The organism is Mycobacterium sp. NS-7484, assembly GCF_001953975.1.
GTDB lineage: Bacteria > Actinomycetota > Actinomycetes > Mycobacteriales > Mycobacteriaceae > Mycobacterium.
The window spans coordinates 79,958-105,640 of record NZ_MBEJ01000122.1; the positions used below are offsets into that span (position 1 = coordinate 79,958).

The following is a 25,683-nucleotide window of genomic DNA, read 5'->3' on the forward strand; positions in this document are numbered from 1 at the left end:
GGAGCCGGCAGCGTTCCGATGCCGCCCAAACCTGAGTCGCGGCTGAGATCTTCCGAAGAAGCGCAGGCCCCTCCGCGCTTGCGGAGGGGCCTGCGGGTGGCGCGTGTGGTTACTTGTCGTCGGAGCCCTTGGCGGAGGCGCTCGACGAAGCCTTCTTCTCCGTGGCCTTCTTGGTGATCTTGTCCTTCTTCAGTCCACTGGTCAACTTCTTGACCGCCGACTTCACCTGGTCCCCAACGGCCTTGGCGGAGGTCGCCTTCGTCTGTGCCTTGACGGCCTTAGGCGATGCCTTAGTCGACAGCTTGGTGACGCCCGTCGTGGCATCGTCGGCGGTGTCGCCCTCGGCGGCGGCGTCGGTGTCAGAAGTGGCGTCGGCCTTAGCGATCGGGGCAGACTCCGCCTTCTCGGCCTGGGCGGCGGCCGGCTTCGATTCGGTGGTGATCGCTGCGGCGGGTGCGTCAGCGACGCGGGCCGTCAGAGCCTTGGCCGGTGCCACATCAAGCGTCACTGCGGTGGGGGCGGCGACCAGGGTCGTGTTCACCGCAGCCGCCTCGGGCGTAGCCGTCAGGCCCGGAAGATTGCGGAAGAGGTTGCCGCGGTCCGCGCCGGGTGTCTTGATCGAGTCGGCGATGTTGGACAGTGTCTTGATCATCGTGGCGACCGCGCCGCCGGGTAGCCATCCTTCTGCGGCCGTGAGGAAGCCGGCGGAGTGAGAGCCTGCGACGTCGTATCCGTTGAGGAAGGCGCCAGTGACTGTGGCTGGCGTATTGAGCAGCGCCGTGGCGAACTCTGCCAAGTCGGCGGACTTCGCCGCGCTGACGATGCTGTCGATGCTGTGGCCGGTGGCGGCGGCGGTGGCCATCAACGGAGTCAGGAGTCCGTTGGCCAGCAGCGCAGGCACATTGTCGTTCACCTTGGCGACGAACTGGCCCAGGTTGACGAAGGGCTGGGCGATCGCCGGCCACGCCTGGCCGATTCCTGTTTGGAGCGGCAGGGCCAGCAGCACGAGGCTCGATACCACGCCGCCCAGGCCGTTCTCGAAATCGCCGGCAGCGATCAGATCGAGGGAGTCCTTGAACGCGTTGGTAAAGCTGGCCCACCCCTCAGTTCCCAAGGCTTCTTTGAGTCCGTTGATCGTTGTTTGCGCCGCCCCGTTCAGCACATTCACGGTGTGCAGCTGGTTGGCGATGATCTGCGTGAGAATCGGGGCCGGGTCGGCGGCTATCTGCTGGCCCAGGCCGTCGATGTTCTCGAAGGCTGCTCCGATGACCTCGGCCCACAATTCGAGGGGATTGGCCTGGGCGGACAGCGCTACCGAGGCCGATGACACCTGAATCGCCGGAAGGTGGACGTCTGGCGCAGGCGGCGCCATGGGGCTGACTGCGATGGCGCTGGCACCGACGAGTGCCACCCCCGCGGCCAAGTACGACCGAGCAGCGAGTTGCATTGAATCTCCTTACGGGAGCGTAACTAGGGCGGCGCAGAAGTTACCCGAAAGTAAGTTCAGTTGTCTGCAAAGACTTGAAACTTTTTCCTTGCTTACCAGAACGGTCGTACTGCTCGGCAAACGTCGCGAAACCACCGGCTGTACCGCAGGTAGCCGGGATTTTACATCGACATACCACATTGTTGCGATACCGCAAGTATCGATATGTGGGCGCCCTGGATGGGCTGTGTAGCAAATACATGACTGAAGCTGACAACAATTTGCCAGCGAACGGCCCGCGAATAGGTGCGATCAGGTTACCCAGCGGTAATGGGAGCGTCTCGCCGGCTCGACAGTTAGCGCGAGCACATTAGACATAAGGGTGTGACGTGTAAAACAACGGACCTGGCGATGCGACGCAGAGCACTTGCGATGCCGGGGCGAGTCGCCTCCGCCAGCGCTTGCATCAGCAACTAACTGGCAGCGTCGGTCAGGTACAAAAAATACGGATTTCGTTGTGGCTTCCGCCCGGTCCCGCGGCGGCCGCCGATACGCGACTATCGTTCTTCACGATGCCCAACGAAGCGCCACGCCTGCTTTTTGTCCACGCTCACCCGGATGACGAAACCCTCACCACCGGCGGCACAATCGCGCATTACGCCGCCCTGGGCGCCGATGTGCAGGTGGTGACCTGCACCCTCGGGGAAGAGGGTGAGGTGATCGGCGACCAGTACGCGCAATTGGCCGTCGACCACGCCGACCAACTCGGCGGGTACCGGATCAGCGAGCTCACCAAGGCGCTGGGCGCACTCGGCCTCGAAGCGCCACGATTCCTCGGCGGCCCGGGCCACTGGCGTGACTCCGGTATGGAAGGTACGCCGGGGCGCAAACACCGTCGTTTCATCGATGCCGACATGGACGAGGCCGTCGGTGAACTCGTGACGATCATCGAAGAGCTGCGTCCGCACGTCGTCGTCACCTACGACCCCGACGGCGGTTACGGACACCCCGACCACAAACAAGCCCATCGCGTCACCACGGCGGCGGTCGCGGCGGCTGCCGAAAGCGGCTGGTCCGTTCCGAAGTTCTACTGGACGGTCATGGCCAGCACGGCCATGCGGGCCGGACTCACAGGTCTGCACGATGTGCCCGAGGACTGGATTCGGATCGACGTCGGCGATGTTCCGTTCGGTTACCCGGACGACCGGATCGACGCCGTCGTTGACGTCACCGCGCAGCTGCCGGCCAAGGTGGCCGCGATGCGCGCGCACGCCACGCAGGTCACCGTCGCCACTACGGGTGAGGCTTTCGCTCTGTCCAACAAACTCGCCCTGCCGATCCTCGGTGAGGAGCACTACGTGCTTGTTTCGGGCGAGGCGGGGGAGCGGAACGGTCAGGGCTGGGAAACCGACCTGCTGGCCGGACTGAACCTGGAATGGACGAAACCGGACGCGGTAAGCTCCTCCTGAATCAGAGGCGTCGAAGGGACATTCATGGACCCCGATCTGGATCCGAACCTGCAGCACTGGCAGGACCGTGCGGACAACTTCCAGTGGGTGGTGGGTTCGCTGGTTGGTCTGCTCGACAGCATTCCGACCTGACTCCGCCCTCAGACCTCGTGCTGGGTCGCATCGTCCTGGCACTGCTCGCGGTTGACGGCGTCATTTCCGCCGTCGTAGGTGCATTACTGCTGCCGTCATACGTCGGCTCGATCCCGTTTCCGGTTAGTGCACTGGCCTCCGGTGCACTCAACGCCGCGCTGGTGTGGGCGGCCATGCACTGGACCGATTCCATGCGAATCGCGGCACTGCCGCTGTGGACCTGGCTGGCCACCGTCGTTTTGATGACATTCGGCGGCCCCGGGGAAGACCTGATCTTCGCCGGTCGCGGGCTGATGGCCTACAGCTCACTGATATTCATCGTGGTCGGTGCCTTGCCGGCGGTGGCGATGCTGCGCCGGCGTCACCGCCGCTGACTTACTTGTTGTCGCCGGACTTCTTGCCGCCGGCGGTCTTGGACTTGCCGCGCTCCGACGTGGCCTTCTTCGCGTTGGTGTCGGTCCTGTCGGCCCGGTGCGCGCCCGACCTGTCGCGGGCAGCCTTGAACGCCGAACGCACGCTGTCGGTGGCCTTTTTCACGTCCGCCGCGGTGTTGCCGACGGCGCCGCGGAGACCATCGCGCCCGGAGCGCACCACGTGGGCTCGCCGCGTGTCCGGCCCCGTCTGCTCGATCTCTGTGACGACGGTGTCCGATTCGGACTGGGTGTTGTCGACGGCTGCGTCCGGCCCGGCGCCGCGCAGAGACTGGCTGACGACATCTGGCACGACGGCGGCACCGTGCTTCTGTGCGGTCTTGAGCTTCACGGCGTCGGTGGCCTGTTCGAATTGCGCATCGGCGTAGCCGGAAACGGCCTTGATGGTGTCGGCCACGCCGGTCGCGAGCTTCTTCGAAGCTTCCTCGGTGCCCTCGACGGCGTTCCCGACGGCTTGGACGACCGGATTCTCATCGGCTGCGGTGGTGCCCTCGGCCAGCCGGCCAGGAAGATTCTTGATCGCGGTGGCGAAGTCCTCACCGGCCTTGGTGAGCGCGTCGGTGAGGGAGGCGAGCGGATTCTGGATCGCTCCCGCCAGCGTGGTCGCCGGTGCGGCCAGGGTGCTGGCCAGGAACGGCCCTTGCAACGGCGGGCGCGGAGGCAACGGGATCGGCGGGAGCGGAATGAACGTGTTCACCACATCCAGGCCCAGCCACGCGACAGCCAGGACGGCATCGGCGCCGAAGTCGGCGAGGTTGGTCACGATCCCGCCGTCACCGCGCAGCCAGTCGGTGAAGTTGTAGACGCCACTGGCGACGAGGGACTCACCGAATGTGTAGCCATCCATGAGCAGGCCGCCTGCGACCCAGCCGACCCATGGGACCCAGCCGAGGATGGAGGCCGCCACCTCGAAGCCGTACTGAACCCACGGCTCGATATCCCCGTACAGCTGATCGATCGTGTTGGCCAGATTGGGCGCGATGGCAATCGCCGTGGGCTGTGGGGTAACCGGCGTCGTCCCGGCAGCCGGGGCCACGCTCAACGCCGGGGCACCGCCGGAGGACGGCTTGGGGGTGACCGCGGCGGTCATCCGGCTTGCCGCGGCGAGCAGATCGATCATGGCTTGGGACAGCTGGGGCTGCGTGGAGGTGGGGTGAGCGGGGACGGCGATATCGGCCGGAGCGACGTGAATCGGGGTCACAGCAATGGCTGTCGCGGTGGCCGCGGCGGCTCCCGCAACCAGATACGAACGGACGGATATGGGCATCGCGGCTCCCCTCGGCTCCCCTTCCCGATGGAAACAACTTACTTGGTCGCCAACCTGTTCGTTGCTCCTTTAGAGTCTGTGTCCCGGAAGGGCCCCGCACTCGCCTGATGGCCTGGGTCTACTGTGGCCGATATGGCGGGCGCATTGGTTTCAGAATGTGAGACGCGTGGATGATTGTGCACACCGACGGGGTTACACGGGAGTGGCTCTGAACCCCCAGCACGGCGCCGATCTGCCCACCCCGGCCGTCCCACCGAAGTCTGCAGCGCCTACATCAGGGGCCCTGCGGCGCGTGCTGCGCCGCGCCCGCGACGGCGTGACCCTCAACGTCGACGAGGCCGCCATCGCGATGACGGCCCGTGGTGAGGATCTGGCCGATCTGTGCGCCAGTGCGGCCCGGGTGCGTGACGCCGGCTTGGAATCGGCCGGCCGCCGCGGCGCCACGGGGCGGTTGCCGGTGAGTTACTCGCGCAAGGTGTTCATCCCGGTGACGCATTTGTGCCGCGACACCTGCCATTACTGCACCTTTGTCACCGTGCCCGGAAAGCTGCGGGCGCAGGGCGTGGGCATGTACATGGAGCCCGACGAGATTCTCGACGTGGCCCGGCGCGGCGCGGAGTTGGGTTGCAAGGAGGCGCTTTTCACCCTGGGGGACCGGCCGGAGGCGCGTTGGGACGAGGCTCGGCAGTGGCTCGACGAGCGTGGCTATGACTCCACGCTGGATTATGTGCGGGCGATGGCGATTCGGGTGTTGGAGGAGACCGGCCTCTTGCCGCACCTGAACCCCGGCGTGATGAGCTGGTCGGAGCTGTCTCGCCTCAAGCCGGTCGCACCGTCGATGGGCATGATGCTGGAGACCACGTCGCGGCGCCTGTTCGAGGTCAAGGGCGAGGCGCACTACGGCAGCCCGGACAAGGATCCGGCGGTGCGGCTGCGCACGTTGGATGATGCCGGCCGGTTGTCGATTCCGTTCACCACGGGTCTGCTGGTGGGTATCGGCGAGACGCTGACCGAACGTGCCGAGACGATGCACGCGATCCGCAAGTCCCACAAAGAGTTCGGTCATGTCCAGGAAGTCATCGTGCAGAACTTCCGGGCCAAGGACCACACGGCGATGGCCTCGACGCCGGATGCCGGGATCGACGATTTCCTGGCGACGATCGCGGTGACGCGCTTGGTGCTCGGGCCCAAGATGCGGATCCAGGCCCCACCGAACCTGGTGTCCCGTGACGAATGCCTGGCGCTGATCGGCGCCGGGGTCGACGACTGGGGTGGGGTGTCCCCGCTGACCCCCGATCACGTCAACCCCGAACGCCCCTGGCCCGCGTTGGACGATCTGGCCGACGTCACCGCCGAGGCCGGGTACGACCTGGTGCAGCGGCTCACCGCCCAACCGCAGTATGTGCAGGCCGGTGCGGCCTGGATCGATCCGCGGGTGCGTGGGCATGTCGACGCGCTGGCCGACCCCGACACCGGATTCGCCCTCGACGTCAACCCGGTGGGGCGGCCGTGGCAGGAGCCCGACGAGGCCTCCGAATCGTTGGGCCGCATCGATCTGCATGCCGCGATCGACTCCGAGGGCCGGCTCACCGAGACCCGCAGTGACCTCGACAGCGCGTTCGGCGATTGGGAGTCGATCCGCGCCAAGGTGCACGAGCTGGCCGCCCGCGCCCCCGAACGCATCGACACCGATGTGCTGGCCGCCCTGCGATCCGCCGAGCGCGATCCGGGCGGCTGCAGTGACGACGAGTACCTCGCGCTGGCCACCGCGGACGGCCCGGCGTTGGAAGCCGTTACCGCGCTGGCTGATTCGCTGCGCCGCGACGTGGTCGGCGATGACGTGACGTTCGTCGTCAACCGCAACATCAACTTCACCAACATCTGCTACACCGGGTGCCGGTTCTGCGCGTTCGCCCAACGAAAAGGTGACGCCGACGCCTATTCGCTGTCCACCGACGAAGTTGCCGACCGAGCCTGGGAGGCACACGTCGCCGGGGCGACCGAGGTCTGCATGCAGGGCGGCATCGACCCGGAGCTGCCGGTCACCGGTTATGCCGATCTGGTGCGCGCGGTCAAGGCCCGGGTGCCGTCGATGCACGTGCACGCCTTCTCGCCGATGGAGATCGCCAACGGCGTGACCCGCAGCGGGCTGTCGGTGCGGGAGTGGCTGACCTCGCTGCGAGAGGCGGGCCTGGACACCATTCCCGGCACGGCCGCCGAGATCCTCGACGACGAGGTCCGCTGGGTACTCACCAAGGGCAAGCTGCCGACCTCGGAGTGGATCAACGTGGTGACGACCGCGCACGAGGTGGGGCTGCGATCGTCGTCGACGATGATGTACGGCCACGTCGACACCCCCAAACACTGGGTCGGGCATCTCAACGTGCTGCGGTCGATCCAGGACCGCACGGGTGGGTTCACCGAGTTTGTCCCGCTGCCGTTCGTGCACCAGTCCTCGCCGCTGTATCTGGCCGGTGGGGCGCGGCCGGGCCCGACCCACCGCGACAACCGGGCCGTGCATGCGCTGGCTCGGATCATGTTGCACGGCAGGATCTCTCACATCCAGACGTCGTGGGTCAAGCTCGGCGTGGAGCGCACCCAGGTGATGCTGCGCGGCGGTGCCAACGATCTGGGCGGGACGTTGATGGAGGAGACCATCTCGCGGATGGCCGGCTCGGAGAACGGCTCGGCCAAGACCGTGGCCGAGCTGGTCGCGATCGCCGAAGGCATCGGCCGCCCCGCCCGTCAACGCACCACCGATTACTCACCTCTGGCTGCCTGACCCCACCCCGCGGGGTCCCTCTTGCCCCGCGAGCGTGCGTGTCTGCTGCCCGCCACGCCGTATTTTGTCGGCATTTTCGTCGCACTCGTCGGGCGTGGGTGTGCGCGGACAACGCTGCGGGAATTAAATCGGACCATGGTCCGCTTATTGGTAGACGAGGGCGCCGGAACGACCGCGCCGCACAACCAAGGAGGCATTATGACCGCAGCAGTAGCCACCGACCTGACCGCAGGCACCTGGACCATCGACCCGGTTCATTCGTCGATCAACTTTTCGGTGCGGCATCTGATGGTGAGCAAGGTCCGCGGCAGTTTCGAGTCGTTCAGCGGCGCGATCACCGTCGCCGACGACGGGACTGCAGCCGTCAGCGCCACCATCGACGTCAACTCCGTCAACACGCGCAACGAGCAACGTGACGCACATGTGCGGTCCGCCGACTTCTTCGACGTCGAGAACCATCCCACCGCGACTTTTGTCTCGACCGGCGTGCGTCCCGACGGCGACGACTACATCGTCGACGGCGACTTCACCCTCAAGGGCGTGACCAAACCGGTATCGCTCAAACTCCAGTACAACGGCGTGAACCCCGGCATGGGTCACGGCGCCGTCGCCGGGTTCGAGGCCTCTGTTGTGTTGAACCGCAAGGATTTCGGCATCGACATCGACATGCCGTTGGAGACCGGCGGTGCCGTCGTCGGCGACAAGGTGACCATCACCCTCGACATCGAGGCGCTCAAGCAGGCCTGACCTGGCGGGCACACGGGCTCGTTGGCTCAATGTCGACCGATGTGTGACTCGGCTCGCATCCGTTTCACCATATGCGGGTAGTGCAGCTCGAAAGCCGGCCGCTCGGAACGGATGCGGGGCAGTTCGGTGAAGTTGTGCCGTGGCGGTGGGCAACTGGTCGCCCACTCCAAGGAGTTGCCGTACCCCCACGGATCGTCGACGACAACCGGCTCACCGTAGCGCCAGCTCTTGAACACGTTCCACACGAACGGCAACATCGAAACGCCGAGGATGAACGCGCCGATGCTGGACACCACATTGAGGGTGGTGAAGCCGTCGCTGGGTAGATAGTCGGCGTAGCGGCGCGGCATGCCTTCGTTTCCCAGCCAATGCTGCACCAGGAATGTGGTGTGAAAACCGATGAACGTCAACCAGAAATGCACCTTTCCGAGACGTTCGTCGAGCAGTCGTCCGGTCATCTTCGGGAACCAGAAGTACACCCCGCCGAACGAGGCGAACACGATCGTGCCGAACAGCACGTAGTGGAAGTGCGCGATGAGGAAGTACGTGTCGGTGACGTGGAAATCGATCGGGGGGCTGGCCAGCATCACACCCGATAGCCCGCCGAGGAGGAACGTCACCATGAAACCCACCGAGAACAGCATCGGCGTCTCAAACGTCAACTGCCCCTTCCACATGGTGCCGATCCAATTGAAGAACTTGATTCCGGTCGGCACCGCGATGAAGTAGGACATCAGCGAAAAGAACGGCAGCAGAACGGCTCCCGTGGCGAACATGTGATGTGCCCACACCGCCATCGACAAGGCGGCGATGCTGATCGTCGCATACACGAGGGTGGTGTAGCCGAACAGCGGTTTGCGGGCAAACACCGGGATGATCTCGGTGACGATGCCGAAGAACGGCAGTGCCACGACGTAGACCTCGGGATGGCCGAAGAACCAGAACAGGTGCTGCCAGAGGATCGCTCCGCCGTTGGCGGGGTCGTAGATGTGGGCGCCGAGATGGCGGTCAGCGGCAAGGCCGAACAGGGCTGCGGTCAGCAGCGGGAACACCATCAACACCAAAACGCTGGTGACCAGGATGTTCCACGTGAAGATCGGCATCCGGAACATCACCATGCCTGGGGCGCGCATGCAGACCACGGTGGTGATCATGTTGACCGCCCCGAGGATTGTGCCCAGACCGGCCACCGCCAGACCCATGATCCACAGATCGCCGCCGGCACCCGGCGAGTGGATGGCCTCGCTGAGCGGCGCATAGCCCGTCCAACCGAAATCGGCAGCGCCGCTTGGGGTGATGAAGCCGGAGAGGGCGATCAGCGCACCGAAGACGAACAGCCAGAACGACAGGGCGTTGAGCCGCGGGAAGGCCACATCCGGCGCGCCGATCTGCAGGGGGAGCACGAGGTTGGCGAAACCGAACACGATCGGGGTGGCATAGAACAGCAGCATCACCGTGCCGTGCATGGTGAACAGTTGGTTGTACTGCTCGTTGGACAGAAATTGCAGACCTGGCTCGGCGAGTTCGGAGCGCATGAACAGTGCCATCAGTCCGCCGGTGAAGAAGAACACGTAGCAGGCGACCATGTACATCATGCCGATCAGCTTGTGATCGGTGGTGGTGATCAGCTTGTAGACAAGGTTGCCCGGGGGTCCCATCCGTGCCGGGAAGGGCCGCGTGGCGGTCAGCGTGGCAAGTGTGGCCGTCGGGCGGTTCTCCGCTCTGGTCATCGGGCTCATGTGCGCCTCCACCAGTTTTTACAAACTGTTCTTGGATAAACTATGGGCCATGACGTACGTAATCGGCAAGCCATGTGTAGATGTCATGGACCGCGCATGCGTCGAGGAATGCCCGGTCGACTGCATCTACGAGGGCGCGCGAGCGCTCTATATCCACCCCGACGAATGCGTGGACTGCGGGGCCTGTGAACCGGTCTGCCCGGTGGAGGCCATCTACTACGAAGACGACCTGCCCGACGACCTGGTGCCCTACCAGGACGACAACGCGGCGTTCTTCGCGGAGACGCTGCCCGGCCGGGACGCGCCGCTGGGCTCACCTGGCGGGGCGGCCAAGCTGGGGCCCGTGGACGCCGACGCACCCTTGGTCGCCAGCCTGCCGCCGCAGCAATGACGGACTTTTGACGGGCCGACCAAGGTGGCCCCGCCGGCTCGATGTCTGAACCGACGAGACCTGGATGACAGCAGTGGCCGGCCGCTGCTGTCACCTACTGGACCCGGTTGCCCGTCCTCGCGCGCGATAAACGTGTGGTCGGGGACGTAAATGGGAACCATAGGGCGATGACAGAGCTACCGCGTCACGAATTGGCCGTCCGCATGGCAGAGCTTGCACGCACTGTGGCGGCCCCGCGCACGGTCGAGCAGATTCTCGCCGATGTCACCGAAGCGGCGACCGAACTGATCCGTGGGGTGGACACCGCGGGCATCCTGCTCATCGGCGGCGGTGGCAAATTCGAATCGATCGCGGGTACCAGCGACCTGCCGAGCAAGCTCGACGAACTGCAGATGATGTTCCAGGAGGGGCCGTGTGTGCAGGCGGCGCTCGACGACCTGGTGGTGTGCACCGACGACTTCCGCGAAGAAACGCGCTGGCCGAGCTATTCGAAGGCCGCCGTGGAGATCGGCGTGCTCAGCGGAATGTCGTACAAGCTCTATACCGCGGAAAAGACCGCGGGGGCGCTGAACCTGTTCGGGTTCCAGCCCAGGGTGTGGGACACCGAAGCCGAGACCGTCGGCACGGTTCTGGCTGCGCACGCCGCTGCGGCTCTGTTGGCCAGCAGGCACACCGAACAGCTGACCTCGGCGTTATCGACGCGTGATCGCATCGGCCAGGCCAAGGGAATCATCATGGAGCGCTACCACGTCGACGATGTGCAGGCATTCGAGATGTTGAGGCGGCTGTCGCAGGACAGCAACACCAAGCTGATCGACGTGGCCCAGCAGGTCATCGACACGCGCAGTGAGCGGTAGCGCTCAATCCTGGTGTCTGGCCAGCCCGTTGGCGAGTGCGTCGCCCAGGGTCGGGTTCTTCAGGAACGGCGTGATGATGTCGACCGGCAGTGGGAACACCACCGTCGAATTCTGGTCAGCACCGAGTTCGAGCAGGGTCTGCAGGTATCTGAGCTGGAGTGACGCCGGATTCTTGGACAGGGTTTCGGCGGCCTGCCGCAACTCGTCTGAGGCCTGCAGTTCACCGCGCGCGTTGATCACCTTGGCCCGGCGTTCGCGCTCGGCCTCGGCCTCGCGGGCCATGGCGCGCTGCATCGACTCGGGGATCTCGACATCCTTGATCTCGACGACTCGCACCTCGACACCCCACCGTGCGCTCTGGGTTTCGATGATGGCCCGCAGGTCGACGTTGAGGTCCTCGCGGTGTGCCAGCAGAGTGTCGAGATCGGCACGGCCGAGCAGTGACCGCAGCGTGGTCTGGGCGATCTGGGAGGTGGCCACCGCGTAGTTCTCCACGGCCAGAATGGCTTTCAGCGGATCGGTGACCTGGAACATCACCACGGCGTTGACCCGTGCCGGCACATTGTCACGGGTGATGACCTCTTGCGGCGGGATGGTCAGCGTGACCACGCGTTGATCGACGCGCACCATCCGGTCGGCCAACGGCAGCAGCACCACCAGGCCCGGCCCGTACAGCGGGCGGGCGCGGCCCATGCGGAAGACCACACCACGCTCGTACTCGCGCAGCACTTTCACCGACGTGACGACCAGCACTCCCACCACGATCAGACCTGCCGCGACGAGGAAGAGCCACAATGCGGTCATGGAATCTCCTTCCGGTCAGACCAGCCGCCGCCCCACCGGGTGGAGTAGCGATCGGCGCTGACGGCTGTGATGTCCTGTTCACCGGTGCGGTGGGGCAGGTGGTCAGGGGCGTTGGCCGGGCTCGCCCAGAGATGACGGGCCAGCGGCACTGCGGCGCCGACGACGATCAGCGCCGTCACCGTCAGCACCACCACGTCACCGGCGCCGTGCTGGCCGATCAGCATCGCCACCAGCATGACCAGCGCCAAACCCGCAACCGCACAGGCAATCCCGCGGTGGAATTGCCCGGCCTCGGAGTATGGCCAGGGGTCGATCTCCCGCGTCATCTCGCGTCCCTGCTCGGAGCTGGTGCAGGTGGACTTCACCGGGCAGGCATTGCACACCGAGGGTTTCGCCCGATAGCGCATCACCCGATTGCCCGGGTCGAACGACGTCGGCCACAACCACTGGTCCTGCGGACACAACCAGGCATCGTGATCGGCGTGGTAGGTGAAATTGCCGGTGCGCCAACGGGCTGCGCGCATCGAAGCCCGTCGAGCCATCACGTCGAACCCCCAGGCCACGGCAACCAATGCCAGGGCGTACCCCGCCATGAGCCATGCCGCGGTGGTCGGAGGAGTCATGACGACTCCGTGGCGGGGGTCGGGCTCACCTCGGTGTACAGCGGATTCTCGGGGATCTCGTCGGTGGTGGGACCGGACTTGAAGTGCCGCAGTGCCTGCCACGCGATCCAGACGAAGGGCAGCACTCCGCCGATGATGAAGATGACGTCGCCGGGGAAGCGCAGCCATTCCAGCACCGAGTTACCGGGTTGCGCGATGTAGCCCAGCGACCGCGCCTCGAAGTAGCCCTCGTTGACCGAGTGATACAGCTGCAGCACGCCAAGCGGCAACAGGCTGGCGAACACCATCCATGCCAACCCGATGTTGAGGCCCCAGAACGATACTCGGGCCCACTTCTCAGGCCATTTGTCCGCGGGGATGACATACCGGAAGGCGAACATGGCCAACCCGACGGCGAGCATGCCGTAGACGCCCATCATGGCGGCGTGGCCGTGATTGGCGGTCAGCGCGGTGCCGATCTGGTAGTACGACACGATCGGCAGGTTGATCAGGAAGCCGAAGATGCCGGCCCCGACGAAATTCCAGAAGCCCACCGCCACCAGGAACATCACCGCCCACCGGTGCGGGAACGGTTTGGAGTCGCCGGTGGTCTGCCGCGATCCCAGTTGCAGGAATGCCCAGGCCTCGACGGTCAGGAACGTCAACGGGATCACCTCGGCCGCGGAGAAGAACGCGCCGAGTGCCATGTGCTCGACCGGGGTTCCGGAGAAATACAGGTGGTGCATGGTGCCGATGACGCCGCCGGCCGAGTACAGGATCACGTCGAGGAAGATCACGCCGAGTGCGATGCGTTGGCTCACGACGCCGAGCATCACGAAGATGTAGGCCACCATCACCGTGGTGAACAGTTCGAGGAAGTCCTCCACCCACAGGTGCACGACCCAGAACCGCCAGAAGTCGGCCACGGTCAGGTGGGTGTCGCTGCCGGCGAGCAGCCCCACGGCGTAGAACATCGGGATCGCCAAGCCCGAGAAGAAGAACACCCACGGCATGTTCAGCTTCGATTCGTCTTTGAGACGGGCCCGCATGCCGCGCCAGATGATCGCGATCCACAGGAACATGCCGACGATCAGCAGGATCTGCCACAGCCGCGGCAGGTCCAGATACTCCCATTGCTGGGAGAACAGCGTGCCCGACGGGATGATCCCGTAGATGGACAGCGCCTCGGAGATCAGTGAGCCGACGACCACGACCACGACGGCGCCGAGCAGACCGTACGACAACCAGTGCTGCCGGCGCGGTTCACGACGGGAGATGAACGGGGTCAAGAAGATTCCCCCGGCCAGGAACGCCGCGGCGGTCCAGAACAGGGCCAGTTGCAGATGCCAGGTGCGGGCCAGGTTGTAGGGCAGGATCGCGGCCAGGTCCAGGCCGAAGAAGTTCGACAGGTCGGCCCGGTAGTGCTGAACGGCGCCGCCGAGCAGGGCTTGGGCGAGGAACAGCACCGACACGATCGCGAAGAACCAGATGGTCGAGCGCTGTGCCGGAGTCAGCGATACCTCGCCGGGCTGACGGAACGACAGCGTGGGTGCTTCCGCGCTGTGCCAGCCGATCTTCTGGCTCCACCGCCCGTAGACGGCGAACATGATGCCTGTCCCGCCGAGCAACATGATCAGCGACAGCGTCGACCACACAATGAGCTGGGCGGTGGGCCCGTTGTCGACGCGTGGTTCGCTGGGCCAGTTGTTGGTGTAGCTGTAATTGTGGCCGGGCCGTTCGGCGGCCGATGCCCACGCGGTCCAGGCGAAGAACGCGGTCAGATCATGGATTTCGGCCGGATCGGTGATGAGCCGGGGCAGCAGACCGTATTTCGTCGAGTTCTCGCCGAAAAAGTCCGCGTAGTGCCGGGTGATCCGGTCGAACGCCACGGCCTGCCGATCGGTGAACACCAGGGTGCGGGTGTCCGGGTTGTAGCGGTTGGTGCGGAATTCGGTGACGACGGCGTCGTGGGTGTCGCCCATGCCGCCCGCTTTTAATTGTGCGGCCACGTCATCGGTGGCCCGCCGTAGGTAATCGGCGGTGTAATCGGGGCCCAGATAGGCGCCGTGGCCGACCACCGAGCCGTACTCGTGCAATCCGCGCGCCTGGTAAAGCTCTTGGCCCCGGGTGATCTCGTCGCCGGTGAACAGCACTCGGCCCGACTCGGTGACCACCTTGTCGGGCATCGGCATCGATGCGGTGTAGGTGCGGTAGGCCAGTAGGCCCATGACGAAGAATCCGAAGATCATCACCAGGGCGACGCCCTGAACCCAGCCCTTGCCGATCATCGGCTGCTTGGTCGACTGTTCGATTGCCATGCGCTGACTCCCCCCAAGGCAGGTGCGGGGCGAGGGCTGACCCGCACACGCGGAATCGTCGGTGGTGTCAAAATACACCGCGACGGCGCGAGCGTGCGCAAAACGTTGGGAATCAACGGCGTGTCGGCCGACAGACCCGCACGCTCGCGGTGCCTGGAGGCGGGGCTGGGAAGGCGGGGCTGGGTCAGAGACGGGCGGCGAGTTCAGTGCCTTGGCGGATGGCGCGTTTGGCGTCGAGTTCGGCGGCCAATGCCGCGCCGCCGATGACGTGCGGCTCGATGCCGTTGCGCCGCAAGCCGTCTTCCAGATCGCGCACGGATTCCTGTCCGGCGCAGATCACGACGTTGTCCACCGGCAACACGCGCCGATCGCGATGATCGGACCCGAAACTGATGTGCAGGCCGTCGTCGTCGATCAGCTCGTAGTTCACTCCGGAAAGCTGGTGCACCCCTTTGGCTTTCAGTGAAGCACGATGAACCCAACCGCTGGTCTTGCCCAGATTCCGGCCCTGCGGACCTTTGCTGCGCTGGAGCAGGTACACCTCGCGGACGGCCGGCGCGGGCATCGCGGTGGTGAGTGCTCCGCGGGCTTCCTGGGGATCGGCCGCGCCCCATTCGGCCTTCCATTCCTTGAGATTCAACGTCGGGCTCTCGTTGGTGGTCAGGAATTCGCCCACGTCGAAACCGATTCCGCCGGCGCCGATCACCGCCACCGTCGGTCCCACCGGTGCGCCGGTGATGACCTGGGCGTAGGAGAGCACCTTCGGATGGTCGATGCCCGGGATGGCGGGCAGCCGCGGCGTGACCCCGCTGGCGAGCACCACGTCATCGAATCCGGTCAGATCGTCGACGCCGGCCCGCACGCCGAGCCGTACGTCGACCTCGAGCTTGGCCAGCATCGTCGTGTAGTAGCGGATCGTCTCGTTGAACTCCTCTTTCCCGGGAATCCGTCTGGCCAGATCGAATTGGCCACCGATTGCCGGTCCGGCCTCGAACAGGGTCACCCGGTGCCCGCGTTGGGCCGCGCTGACTGCGGCGGACAGCCCGGCCGGCCCGGCGCCGACCACGGCCACCGAGCGGGCCCGGCGCGTCGGGCTGAGCACGAGCGAGGTTTCCCGCCCGGCTCTCGGGTTGAGCAGGCAGGACACCTTCTTATGCACGAAGGCGTGATCGAGACAGGCCTGGTTGCAGGCGATGCACGTGTTGATCTCGTCGGCGCGCTCCTCGGCGGCCTTGAGCACCCAGTCCGGATCACTGAGCAGGGGCCGGGCCATCGAGATCAATTGCACGTGTGTCTCGGTGAGGATCTGTTCTGCGCGCTGCGGCATGGTGATCCGGTTGGATGCCACGACCGGGATCGAGATGTGCTCAGCCACTGCGCTGCTGATGTCGACGAACGCGCTGTTGGGCACCGAGGTGACGATCGTGGGCACTCGCGCCTCGTGCCAGCCGAACCCGGAGTTGACGATCGTCGCTCCGGCGGCCTCGACTTCGGTTGCCAGCGCGACGATTTCCTCCCAACTCTGGCCGTCCTCGACGTAGTCGGCCATCGACATCCGGTAGCTGATGATGAAATCGGAGCCGACGGCTTTGCGGACCCGGCGCACGATCTCGACCGGGAAGCGTCGGCGCCTTTCCGGCGTGCCACCCCACGCGTCGGTGCGCTTGTTGGTGCGCGGCGCCAAAAACTGGTTCAGCAGATAGCCTTCGCTGCCCATGATCTCGACGCCGTCGTAGCCGGCCTCGCGGGCCAGTAGTGCGCACCGGACGAAATCGTCGATGGTGCCTTGAACATTACGGAGTCGTCGCGGCGTAAACGGGTTGATCGGGGCCTTGATCGACGAGGCACTGACCGAAAAGGGGTGGTAGGCATAGCGTCCGGCGTGCAGGATCTGCAACAGGATCTTGCCGTCGGCCTCGTGCACCGCGCGGGTGATGCGGCGGTGCCGCCGCGCCTCGGACGAGGACACCAGCTGGGACGCGAACGGCAGCAGCCAGCCGGTCCGGTTTGGTGCGTAACCGCCGGTGATGATCAGCCCCACGCCGCCGCGGGCTCGCTCGGCGAAATACTCGGCCAGTTTCGCGGTGTCGGCGGCGCGGTCTTCCAGGCCGGTGTGCATGGAGCCCATCACCACCCGATTGCGCAATTGGGTGAAGCCGAGATCCAACGGTGACACCAGCTTCGGATAGGCCAACCCCATGCCCGCAGAGTAAGTGGGACCGCCGGTCCTAGGCAACTAGTTGCATGTATGTCATTGGGCGCCGGTTCATCGCCGTGGCGACTAGTGAAGGTGTATGTGCAACGTTTAGTATCTGTTACTACGCGCCACCCTTAAATGGGCGGCGCGTGAAGTTAGGACACACTGAGACGAGCGTCCAAGTATGGGCAACGCATACTGTGACGTCGAACTCAACAGAGTCCCGATACCGAGCCCAGCAGCCCACTGGACAGGAGAGACATCAGTGACGTACGTCATTGCCGAACCCTGCGTCGACGTCAAAGACAAGGCATGCATCGAGGAATGCCCCGTCGATTGCATCTACGAGGGCGGACGCATGTTGTACATCCACCCCGACGAGTGTGTGGACTGCGGCGCATGCGAGCCGGTCTGCCCGGTCGAGGCCATCTACTACGAAGATGATGTGCCGGACCAGTGGAGCGGCTACGCGCAGGCCAACGCCGACTTCTTCTCCGAGCTGGGCTCGCCCGGCGGCGCTTCCAAGGTCGGGCAGACCGACAACGATCCGCCGATGATCAAGGAACTCCCGGCCAAGGCCGAGGACTGAGTACGTCAGAAACGGACTTCGAGACTGACGTGGTGCGACAGCGACAGCGTCGTTCGGCGGTGCTGCCCGAGTTTCCATGGGACACCCTGGCCGACGTCACGGCCCTGGCCCGGTCGCACCCCGACGGAATCGTCGACCTTTCGGTAGGCACTCCCGTAGACCCGGTGGCCCCGGTGATCCGGGACGCGCTGGCCGCCGCCAGTTCCGCTCCCGGCTATCCGACCACCGCGGGTACCCCGGCGCTTCGTGCGTCCGCTCGGGCGGCGCTCGAGCGCCGCTACGGCATCACCGGCCTGGCGCCGGACGCGGTCCTGCCCGTGATCGGCACCAAGGAGTTGATCGCCTGGCTGCCGACGCTGTTGGCCATCGGCCCCGGCGACGCCGTCGTCGTCCCGGAACTGGCGTACCCCACCTACGAGGTGGGCGCCCTGCTGGCCGGCGCGCAGGTGTTGCGCGCGGACTCGCTGACCCAGCTGGGGCCGCAACGGCCGGCTTTGATCTACCTGAACTCGCCGAGTAACCCCACCGGGAAGGTGCTTCCACAGGACCACCTGCGCAAGGTCGTGTCCTGGGCGCGCGAGCGCGGCGTGCTGATCGCCTCCGACGAGTGCTACCTGGGCCTGAGTTGGGAAGCTCAGCCGCTCAGCGTGCTGCACCCGTCGGTCTGCGACGGTGACCACACCGGGCTGCTGGCCGTGCACTCGCTGTCCAAGACCTCGTCGTTGGCCGGATACCGCGCCGGGTTCGTCGCCGGCGACCCCGCGCTGGTGGCCGAGCTGCTGGCGGTGCGCAAGCACGCCGGGATGATGGTGCCCGGACCGGTGCAGGCGGCGATGGTGGCCGCCCTCGACGACGACGAGCACGAGGCCGTCCAGCGCGAGCGCTACGCACGGCGCCGGGCAGTACTGCTGCCCGCCTTGCAGCAGGCCGGGTTCACCGTCGAGCATTCCGAGGCCGGGCTGTACCTGTGGGCCACCCGCGGCGAGCCGTGCCGCGACACCGTCAGGTGGCTGGCCGAACGCGGGATCCTCGCGGCGCCGGGGGAGTTCTACGGCCCGGCCGGAGCCGAATATGTGCGGGTGGCACTGACCGCGACCGACGAGCGCATCGACGCCGCCGTCGCCCGCCTTTCCTGACGCCGAGCAGACATAAACCCGTACCTTTTTCGCTGAAAATGTACGGTTTTGCGTCTGCTCGCGGGGAGGGGTTACCCCAGCAGTCCCAGTGACATCGCGGTCGTCACCGCGGCGGTGCGGTCGGACACCCCGAGCTTGTGAAACGCCCGCAGCAGATGGGTCTTCACCGTGGCCTCGCTGATGTGCAGCACCTGGCCGATATCGGCGTTGGTGGCGCCCGTGGCGACCAGCGCCAGCACCTCGGCCTCGCGGGCCGACAACGTCACCGACGGCGCGCGGACCGCATTCACCAGCCGGTCGGCCACCCCGGGCGCCAGGACGGTCTTGCCGCGCGCGGCGTCCCGCACCGCGCTGGCCAACTCGGCCCGGGAGGCGTCCTTGAGCAGGTAACCGGTCGCCCCGGCCTCGACCGCACGAAGGATGTCGGTGTCGCTTTCATAGGTCGTGACGACGACGATGCGGATGGACGGGTCATCGGCGAGGATTCGGGCGGTCGCCGCCACGCCGTCCAACCCGGGCATCCGCAGGTCCATCAGGATCACCGCGGGCCGTAGTTTCGCCGCCAGGACGATCGCCTCGGCTCCGGATCCGGCCTCACCGACCACGCTCAGATCGTCCTCGGCATCGATCATGCCGCGCAGGCCTTCGCGGACCACCGGATGATCGTCGACGAGCAACACCGTCGTCAGGTCCGCGGTCATGCCGGCACCGTCGCGACAACCAGCAGCCCGCCACCGTCGGCCCGCGACAGCGTCAAGGTGCCGCCCACCTGATCCAGCCGCGCCCGCATGCCGCGCAGACCGAAACCGTCCATGTGATCATCGGAAAGCCCGATACCGTTGTCCGCCAAGCAAAGTCGGGCTCCTCCTGTGGTGCGTTGCAGCTCGACGTGCAGCTGACTCGCCCGGGCATGCCTGCGCACGTTGGTCATCGCCTCCTGTGCAGTGCGCAGCAGCACCACGTCGGTGGCCATGCCGAGCGGCGGCACGTCATCGCCGATGCGCAGTTCGACGGCGATGCCGGTCTCGGCCGACAGCGTGTCGCACTGCCGGCGCAGCGCGGCCGGCAGCGAACCTTCCTGCAGCACCGCCGGAGTCAACTGGGTGACCATGGCGCGCGCCTCGGCCAGGTTGTCGCGGGCCGTGCTGCGGATGAGCTCCACGTGGCGGGCCGCCGCGGCCGGGTCGGTGTCACGCTCGGCCTGCACCGCCTGGGCGAGGGCGACGATGCTGGTGAACCCCTGTGCCAGCGTGTCGTGAATCTCGCGGGCCAGTCGCTCCCGTTCGGCGGCCACCCCCGCCTCGCGCGACAACCGCGCGCTCTCGGCCCGGCTGTCGGCGAGTTCGGCCACAGTCTCGGCCAGCTGCTGGCGCTGCCGCAGGGTGGTCATGATCGTGGTGCCGATGATCGGGGCCGCCACCGCGGCGACGAGCGTCACCGCCGCCACCGCAGGCAGGCTCGGCCAACTCAGCCCGTGGAGCGCCACGGCAAGGATCAAGGGGGCCAAGGTCACCGCGAACGTCAGGACCAACGCCGCAGCCAGCGGCAGGGTGGCGAACATCAGCGGGTACAGCGCCGGGATCGCCGCCACGGCAGGCGAGGCCGCCAGGATGGCGACCAGCCACAGGATGATCACCCCGGCCACGAACGCGATCGCACGCGGCCGTACCGGCCCGGCGATCGGATCGACTTCACGAATGACGTTGCGTCCGAACAGCAGAACGATCACCAGCATGGTCGCCAACGCCGCACACGCCACCGGCACATTGCCGCCGAGCGTATCGCGCAGCAGGATCACCGCGACGATCGCTGCCACGCATAACGCGCAGACGTAGGTCTCCCACATCCAGTGCCAGTCCGACGGTTCACGCTGGGCCGGCCTGCGGGGCAGGGGTGGACCGATTTCGGTCATCTGCCGATGCTAACCGGCGACCCAATTGCCGTGGAAGCCGTGCGGCACCCGCACCGGAATGTGCACGGTGGCAACGGGTGCCAGAGTCTGGCCGTCGAGCAGCACCAGATCACTGCGGTTCTCGGCGTGGTCGTAGACGAAACCCATCACCACGCCGTCGTTCTCGTCGGCGTCCGGGCCGGCCGGCACGAACACGAACTCGCCGGGCTCGCGTCCCGGACCGAAGTCGACCCGCTGGGTGGTGCCGTCGCGCAGGTCGTGGCGCAGGATGGCGGCCGCCGCCCCGTCCGGCCGCGGGGCGAATCCGACGGTGTAGCCGTACCGGTGGGGCAGGCCGACGACGCGTTCGTCGACCCGGGGGAACTCTTGGGCGTCGTCGTCGATCCGTTGCTCGTCCACCCGGCCGGTGCGCAGGTCGATCGTCCAGCGGTCCAACGTGATTGACTCGGTGAACAGCTGATCGCCCGTGGTGAACACCGCCGGATGCCGGACCACGTCGAGCACGATCTGCTCACCGTCCGGGCCGATGTGGTCGTAGCCGTTGAGGGCGTGGAAGACGTAGCACGGGGGGATGTCGAACCATCGGATGTCGGCGGCGCTGCCTTGCCGCGGCATCACCCCGACCCGGGCACCATGTTCCGGTGTCCACCGATACGGCATGCCCGTGGTCGGCAACGTGGCACGCTCGGAACCGCGCATCGCCGCGCGCAACACGAAATCCGGCGCGGCATGGCGGGTGACGAATCCTGTCAGCAACCGCGCCGCGGCACGCGCGGGCGCACTCTTGGCCATGGTGGTCAGATCCAGGATCACCGGCAGGTCGTAGAGCACGACGTACTTTTCGGTCAGCGTGAAGTCATGCATCATGGTCTGTGCCCGTAGGGCGATGTCGACGGTGCGCCGGACTCGTCCTTCTGTGTCGGTGACGGTGTACTGCACCAGGTTTCCCCGCAACGGGTTGTACGACACCGCGTGCATTTCCCCGGTTTTCGGGTCGTGCTTGGGGTGCGCGGTGAACCCGCCGAACAACGTGCCGCAGAAGTCCGACGGGCCCACAGTGTCGAGTTCATCGGTCAGCTCGTAGGGTCGCACGCCGGCCTCGGTGAGCACCAGGGTCTTGCCGGCGTGGCCGATGATATTGGTGTTGGAGGCGAAATCGAACCCGCCACGGTGAGCGCCACCGGCCCACTTCTCGCCGAGCTCGCGGGCCACCGAACTCGACCGCACCCACCGGTTGCGGTACCAGGTCGCCGCGCCGTCGCGCAGCCGGATCCCATGTGCCATACCGTCGCCGAGGAACCAGTGGTAGTGCCGGGGATCGGGGGCGCGCAGCGGGTTGGGGCCGGTGCGCAGGTAGCGGCCGTCGAGATAGTCCGGGATGCGCCCGGTGACCGTGAGGTCGGTGATCGTGACCTCGTCATGCACCGGAGCGAAGTTGCCGCTCAGATACGGATGCTCGGATGCCTGTTGAACCGGTGCGGTAGTCATACCCTCAGGGTGCCGCTGTGAAGGCCTCCGTGCGACGACTTCACGGCTGATTCGTATGTCAACCGAACGATGGACAGGGAGCGTCTCACGCGGTGGCGCGCAGGCTCAGCGCCAACAGCAGCCGCGCGTCGGCATCGTTGAGTGAGGTGGCCAGCAGGTGCTCGACCCGGCGGATCCGGTAGCGCACGGTGTTGGGGTGTACATGTAGGTGCTGCGCGGCGGCCGCGACATCGCCGAAGCAATCCAGATACACGCCAAGCGTTTCGGCGAGCACCGGTTCGTCACTGCGCAAGGTCTGCACCCGAGGATCGATCAGCCGGTCATCCGCGGCGATCGCGGTGACGATCTCGTCGAGCAGCACCGTCGTACGCGCCTCGGCCAGCGAGGTGACCTCGGCCAGCGTCCCGGGATGCCGTTCGGCGGCATCGAGCACCCGGTCCACATCGACGCGGGCAGCGGCCACCCCGGCCAAGCCGGCCACCGGGCTGGCGATCACCGCATGAAGCTCATGCCCCAACTCCGCGCGCAACGCCGCCACCGTGCCCCGCACCCACGACGTCACCGCCTTGCCGGTACTGGGAAACAGCACGTAGACCCGCGAACCCGTCGAGGTCATCTGTGCGTCATGACGAAAAGCGCTGGCGCTCAAGGCCAGAGCATCGGCAAGCCGAGAGCTGGTCGAGCCACCCGTAGTTCTCGCGCCGCACGCGCGGCTGTCGAAACCGATCACCGCGGCCCGGCCGTCGACGACCACGCCGAGTTCCCGGGCGATCAGCGCAACCTCCACCGGGGCGTCGATGTCGCCCAACCCCAGCAGTTCCTGTACCCGCACCGCGTGCGTCGACGGGGTCGCGGCCAGCCGCGCCATGGTCCGCGCGGCCAGCACCGCCGCACCACGCAACACGTCCTCGGCATCCTCGGCCAGCGGGCGGTTGCCCTCCTGTACCCAGATGGTGCCGACGAACGTCGGCGCCTGGCGGTCGTCGGCGGCGGGCTGGAAGATGCCGATGGCCAACCGCGGGCGCAGCCCCAACTCGGGACGCTCGGCCACCCGCACGGCCTCTGGTCGGGAACGGAGCGCGTCGAAGATGCCCCACTGCGCGATCCAGGCCAGGTGTTCCGGCGGGCCGGCCCGCCCGAGGATCGACAGCCGACGCAACTCGTCGGCCTCTTCGCTGGAGGCCGAGTAGGCCAGCACGTGCGAGGTTTCGTCTTCGATGCTGACCATGCCGCGGGTGCGCTCGGCGACCGATTGGGCCAGGCTGAACAGGTCGGTGCCCGAATCATGCAGGGCGCCGTCGCCGTGGTGCTCGAAAACGTGGTTGACCAGGCGGTAGAGCCGCTCCCAGCGGGCCCGCGGATCGACGGCCACCACCGCGGTGCCCGCTGCCACCGCCTGTTCGACGACGGCGTTCGACGGCTCTTTGATGAACACCGCGGCCGGTGTCCGGCCCCCGCTCTGCTGTTCGACCCAGCGCAGCGCGTCGCTCTCGGAGACGCCGAGCAGGAAGAACACGTCGGCCGATCCAGCGGACGGGGCCAGGCCCAGCCGGACATCGTCGGCGTCGACCAACGTGGCCGAGGCGACCGGGAGGTTCAGGCCGCGGGGTGCCTGCACGAGCCGGACCAGCGTGGCATCCAGCGCCAACAGCAGTTGGCCCAGGCTGACGCCGGTGGATCGCATGTTGTTCGATTCTACGGTTAGCGCTGCCGATTGTTATCTGATCGGACAAGTGTTGTGTGGGTCACGTCCGCGATTCTTGAATCATGGATGCCATCACCGACGTGCCGCTACCGGCCAACGAGCCGGTCCATGACTATGCCCCCGGCTCGCCGGAGCGCGCCCGGCTCATCACCGAGCTCGGTCACCTGGCCGACGCTCCGATCGACCTGCCGCACGTCATCGGCGGCGAACACCGCATGGGTGGCGGGGCGCGTATCGACGTCGTCCAGCCGCACCGCCATTCGTCGCGGCTGGGCACACTGACCAATGCCGACCACACCGACGCCGGCGCGGCCATCGAGGCCGCCCTCGCGGCCAAGTACGACTGGGCCGCCCTGCCGTTCGACGAACGTGCCGCGGTGTTCCTGCGGGCGGCCGACCTGCTGTCCGGGCCGTGGCGGGAGAAGATCGCTGCGGCGACCATGCTCGGCCAGTCCAAGACCGCCTATCAGGCCGAGATCGACGCCCCGTGTGAACTGATCGACTTCTGGCGGTTCAATGTCGCGTTTGCCCGCCAGATCCTGGCCCAACAACCGATCAGCAGCCCCGGCGTCTGGAACCGCACCGATCATCGGCCGTTGGAGGGCTTCGTCTACGCGATCACACCCTTCAACTTCACCGCGATCGCCGGCAACCTGCCCACCGCGCCGGCGTTGATGGGCAACACCGTGGTGTGGAAGCCCTCGCCCACACAGACTTTCGCGGCCTACCTCACGATGCAACTGCTGGAGGCGGCCGGGCTGCCGCCCGGGGTGATCAATCTGGTCACCGGTGACGGAATCGCGGTGTCGGAGGTGGCGCTGGCCGATCCCCGCCTGGCCGGTATCCATTTCACCGGGTCCACCGCCACCTTCCAGCACCTGTGGCGGGAGGTCGGTGCCAACATCGACCACTACCACACCTATCCGCGGCTGGTCGGCGAGACCGGCGGCAAGGATTTCGTCCTCGCACACACCTCGGCGCGGCCGGATGTGTTGCGTACCGCCCTGATTCGTGGGGCATTCGACTACCAGGGGCAGAAGTGCTCGGCGGCGTCGCGTGCCTTCATCCCGAGGTCGCTATGGCAGCAGATGGGTGACGACTTCCTCTCGGCCACCGCCGAACTCGCCTACGGTGACGTCACCGACCTGACCAACTACGGCGGCGCCGTGATCGACGATCGCGCGTTCGCCAAGAACGTCAAGGCGATCGAGCGGGCCAAGGGAGCCTCGGGTGTCACGATCGCGGTCGGTGGTGAATACGACGACAGCGAAGGCTATTTCGTCCGGCCCACGGTGCTGCTGTCCGATGATCCGACCGACGAGGCGTTCGGCACCGAGTACTTCGGGCCGATCCTGGCCGTGCACGTCTACCCCGACGCCGAATACGACGAGATCCTCGACGTGATCGACACCGGTGCGCGATATGCCCTGACAGGGGCGGTGATCGCCGACGACCGCGCCGCCGTCCTCACCGCCGCAGAACGGCTACGCAACGCCGCGGGAAACTTCTACATCAACGACAAGCCGACCGGCGCGGTGGTCGGTCAGCAGCCCTTCGGTGGATCCCGCGCCTCGGGCACCAACGACAAAGCGGGCTCGGCGCAGAACCTGTTGCGCTGGACCTCGGCCCGCTCCATCAAAGAGACCTTCGTGCCGCCCACCGACCACACCTACCCGCACATGGGGGCCTGA

At 66.4% G+C, this 25,683-nt stretch carries 20 protein-coding genes; 9 read left to right on the plus strand and 11 right to left on the minus strand.

All coding sequences use genetic code 11. The annotated features are described in order from the left end of the window. Positions 1 to 109: 109 nt before the first annotated feature. A complete protein-coding gene (locus A5733_RS22345) occupies positions 110 to 1,447 on the minus strand; it encodes a hypothetical protein (RefSeq protein WP_142254156.1) in 1,338 nt (445 codons plus the stop codon). Positions 1,448 to 1,998: 551 nt separating this feature from the next. On the opposite strand from A5733_RS22345, the gene mshB reads away from it, so the two are divergent. Continuing rightward, positions 1,999 to 2,895, plus strand: a complete 897-nt coding sequence (gene mshB, locus A5733_RS22350; protein ID WP_067770255.1) for an N-acetyl-1-D-myo-inositol-2-amino-2-deoxy-alpha-D-glucopyranoside deacetylase — start codon at positions 1,999 to 2,001, stop codon at positions 2,893 to 2,895. Between the two features lie 83 nt (positions 2,896 to 2,978). Continuing rightward, a complete protein-coding gene (locus tag A5733_RS22355; protein ID WP_067770257.1) occupies positions 2,979 to 3,401 on the plus strand; it encodes a hypothetical protein in 423 nt (140 codons plus the stop codon). A 1-nt stretch (position 3,402) separates the two neighbouring features. Here the strand turns inward: A5733_RS22355 and A5733_RS22360 are convergent, their stop codons facing one another. Beyond that, positions 3,403 to 4,725 (minus strand): hypothetical protein, encoded by a 1,323-nt coding sequence (locus A5733_RS22360; RefSeq protein ID WP_142254158.1) that lies wholly within the window; start codon positions 4,723 to 4,725, stop codon positions 3,403 to 3,405. Between the two features lie 202 nt (positions 4,726 to 4,927). Here A5733_RS22360 and A5733_RS22365 point away from each other — a divergent pair, with 202 nt between their 5' ends. Both A5733_RS22365 and A5733_RS22370 read left to right on the plus strand, forming a co-directional pair. Next, positions 4,928 to 7,507, plus strand: coding sequence for a bifunctional FO biosynthesis protein CofGH (locus A5733_RS22365; RefSeq protein WP_076241703.1), 2,580 nt, complete (start codon positions 4,928 to 4,930; stop codon positions 7,505 to 7,507). 198 nt (positions 7,508 to 7,705) lie between these two features. Continuing rightward, a complete protein-coding gene (locus A5733_RS22370; RefSeq protein ID WP_076241704.1) occupies positions 7,706 to 8,254 on the plus strand; it encodes a YceI family protein in 549 nt (182 codons plus the stop codon). Between the two features lie 26 nt (positions 8,255 to 8,280). On the opposite strand, the gene ctaD is transcribed toward A5733_RS22370, so the two are convergent. Beyond that, a complete protein-coding gene (gene ctaD / locus A5733_RS22375) occupies positions 8,281 to 9,984 on the minus strand; it encodes a cytochrome c oxidase subunit I (protein ID WP_076241725.1) in 1,704 nt (567 codons plus the stop codon). Positions 9,985 to 10,042: 58 nt separating this feature from the next. On the opposite strand from ctaD, the gene fdxA (A5733_RS22380) reads away from it, so the two are divergent. Beyond that, positions 10,043 to 10,384 (plus strand): ferredoxin, encoded by a 342-nt coding sequence (fdxA, locus tag A5733_RS22380; protein ID WP_076241726.1) that lies wholly within the window; start codon positions 10,043 to 10,045, stop codon positions 10,382 to 10,384. 167 nt (positions 10,385 to 10,551) lie between these two features. Beyond that, entirely contained in the window at positions 10,552 to 11,241 is a 690-nt protein-coding gene (locus tag A5733_RS22385) for an ANTAR domain-containing protein (protein WP_067770267.1), read from the plus strand. Positions 11,242 to 11,244: 3 nt separating this feature from the next. On the opposite strand, the gene A5733_RS22390 is transcribed toward A5733_RS22385, so the two are convergent. The 4 genes from A5733_RS22390 to A5733_RS22405 all read right to left on the minus strand — a co-directional run bounded on the left by A5733_RS22390 (position 11,245) and on the right by A5733_RS22405 (position 17,165). Next, the gene (locus A5733_RS22390) at positions 11,245 to 12,045 is read right to left on the minus strand and encodes a slipin family protein (RefSeq protein ID WP_076241705.1); all 801 of its coding nucleotides are present in this window, start codon (positions 12,043 to 12,045) and stop codon (positions 11,245 to 11,247) included. Next, positions 12,042 to 12,668, minus strand: a complete 627-nt coding sequence (locus A5733_RS22395) for a hypothetical protein (RefSeq protein WP_076241706.1) — start codon at positions 12,666 to 12,668, stop codon at positions 12,042 to 12,044. The genes A5733_RS22390 and A5733_RS22395 overlap by 4 nt, the downstream gene beginning before the upstream one ends. Further along, positions 12,665 to 14,965, minus strand: coding sequence for a nitric-oxide reductase large subunit (locus tag A5733_RS22400; protein WP_067770274.1), 2,301 nt, complete (start codon positions 14,963 to 14,965; stop codon positions 12,665 to 12,667). Before A5733_RS22400 ends, A5733_RS22395 begins: the two co-directional genes overlap by 4 nt. Before the next feature lie 184 nt (positions 14,966 to 15,149). Beyond that, a complete protein-coding gene (locus tag A5733_RS22405) occupies positions 15,150 to 17,165 on the minus strand; it encodes an NADPH-dependent 2,4-dienoyl-CoA reductase (protein WP_142254159.1) in 2,016 nt (671 codons plus the stop codon). Positions 17,166 to 17,427: 262 nt separating this feature from the next. Between A5733_RS22405 and fdxA (A5733_RS22410) the strand changes: the two genes are divergently transcribed. Then, positions 17,428 to 17,751 (plus strand): ferredoxin, encoded by a 324-nt coding sequence (fdxA, locus tag A5733_RS22410; protein WP_067770276.1) that lies wholly within the window; start codon positions 17,428 to 17,430, stop codon positions 17,749 to 17,751. Positions 17,752 to 17,783: 32 nt separating this feature from the next. After that, a complete protein-coding gene (gene dapC, locus A5733_RS22415) occupies positions 17,784 to 18,887 on the plus strand; it encodes a succinyldiaminopimelate transaminase (protein ID WP_076241727.1) in 1,104 nt (367 codons plus the stop codon). A gap of 71 nt (positions 18,888 to 18,958) precedes the next feature. Here the strand turns inward: dapC and A5733_RS22420 are convergent, their stop codons facing one another. From A5733_RS22420 to A5733_RS22435, 4 genes are all read right to left on the minus strand, one after another. Continuing rightward, on the minus strand, positions 18,959 to 19,576 hold the full coding sequence (locus A5733_RS22420; RefSeq protein ID WP_142254166.1) for a response regulator transcription factor: 618 nt from the start codon (positions 19,574 to 19,576) through the stop codon (positions 18,959 to 18,961). A gap of 8 nt (positions 19,577 to 19,584) precedes the next feature. Then, positions 19,585 to 20,799, minus strand: coding sequence for a sensor histidine kinase (locus tag A5733_RS22425; protein WP_076241708.1), 1,215 nt, complete (start codon positions 20,797 to 20,799; stop codon positions 19,585 to 19,587). A gap of 9 nt (positions 20,800 to 20,808) precedes the next feature. Next, complete coding sequence (locus tag A5733_RS22430; protein WP_067770282.1) at positions 20,809 to 22,287, minus strand: carotenoid oxygenase family protein; 1,479 nt, start codon at positions 22,285 to 22,287, stop codon at positions 20,809 to 20,811. An 85-nt stretch (positions 22,288 to 22,372) separates the two neighbouring features. Next, entirely contained in the window at positions 22,373 to 23,971 is a 1,599-nt protein-coding gene (locus A5733_RS22435) for a CdaR family transcriptional regulator (protein ID WP_076241709.1), read from the minus strand. 83 nt (positions 23,972 to 24,054) lie between these two features. Between A5733_RS22435 and pruA the strand changes: the two genes are divergently transcribed. Next, positions 24,055 to 25,683 (plus strand): L-glutamate gamma-semialdehyde dehydrogenase, encoded by a 1,629-nt coding sequence (gene pruA / locus A5733_RS22440; protein WP_076241710.1) that lies wholly within the window; start codon positions 24,055 to 24,057, stop codon positions 25,681 to 25,683.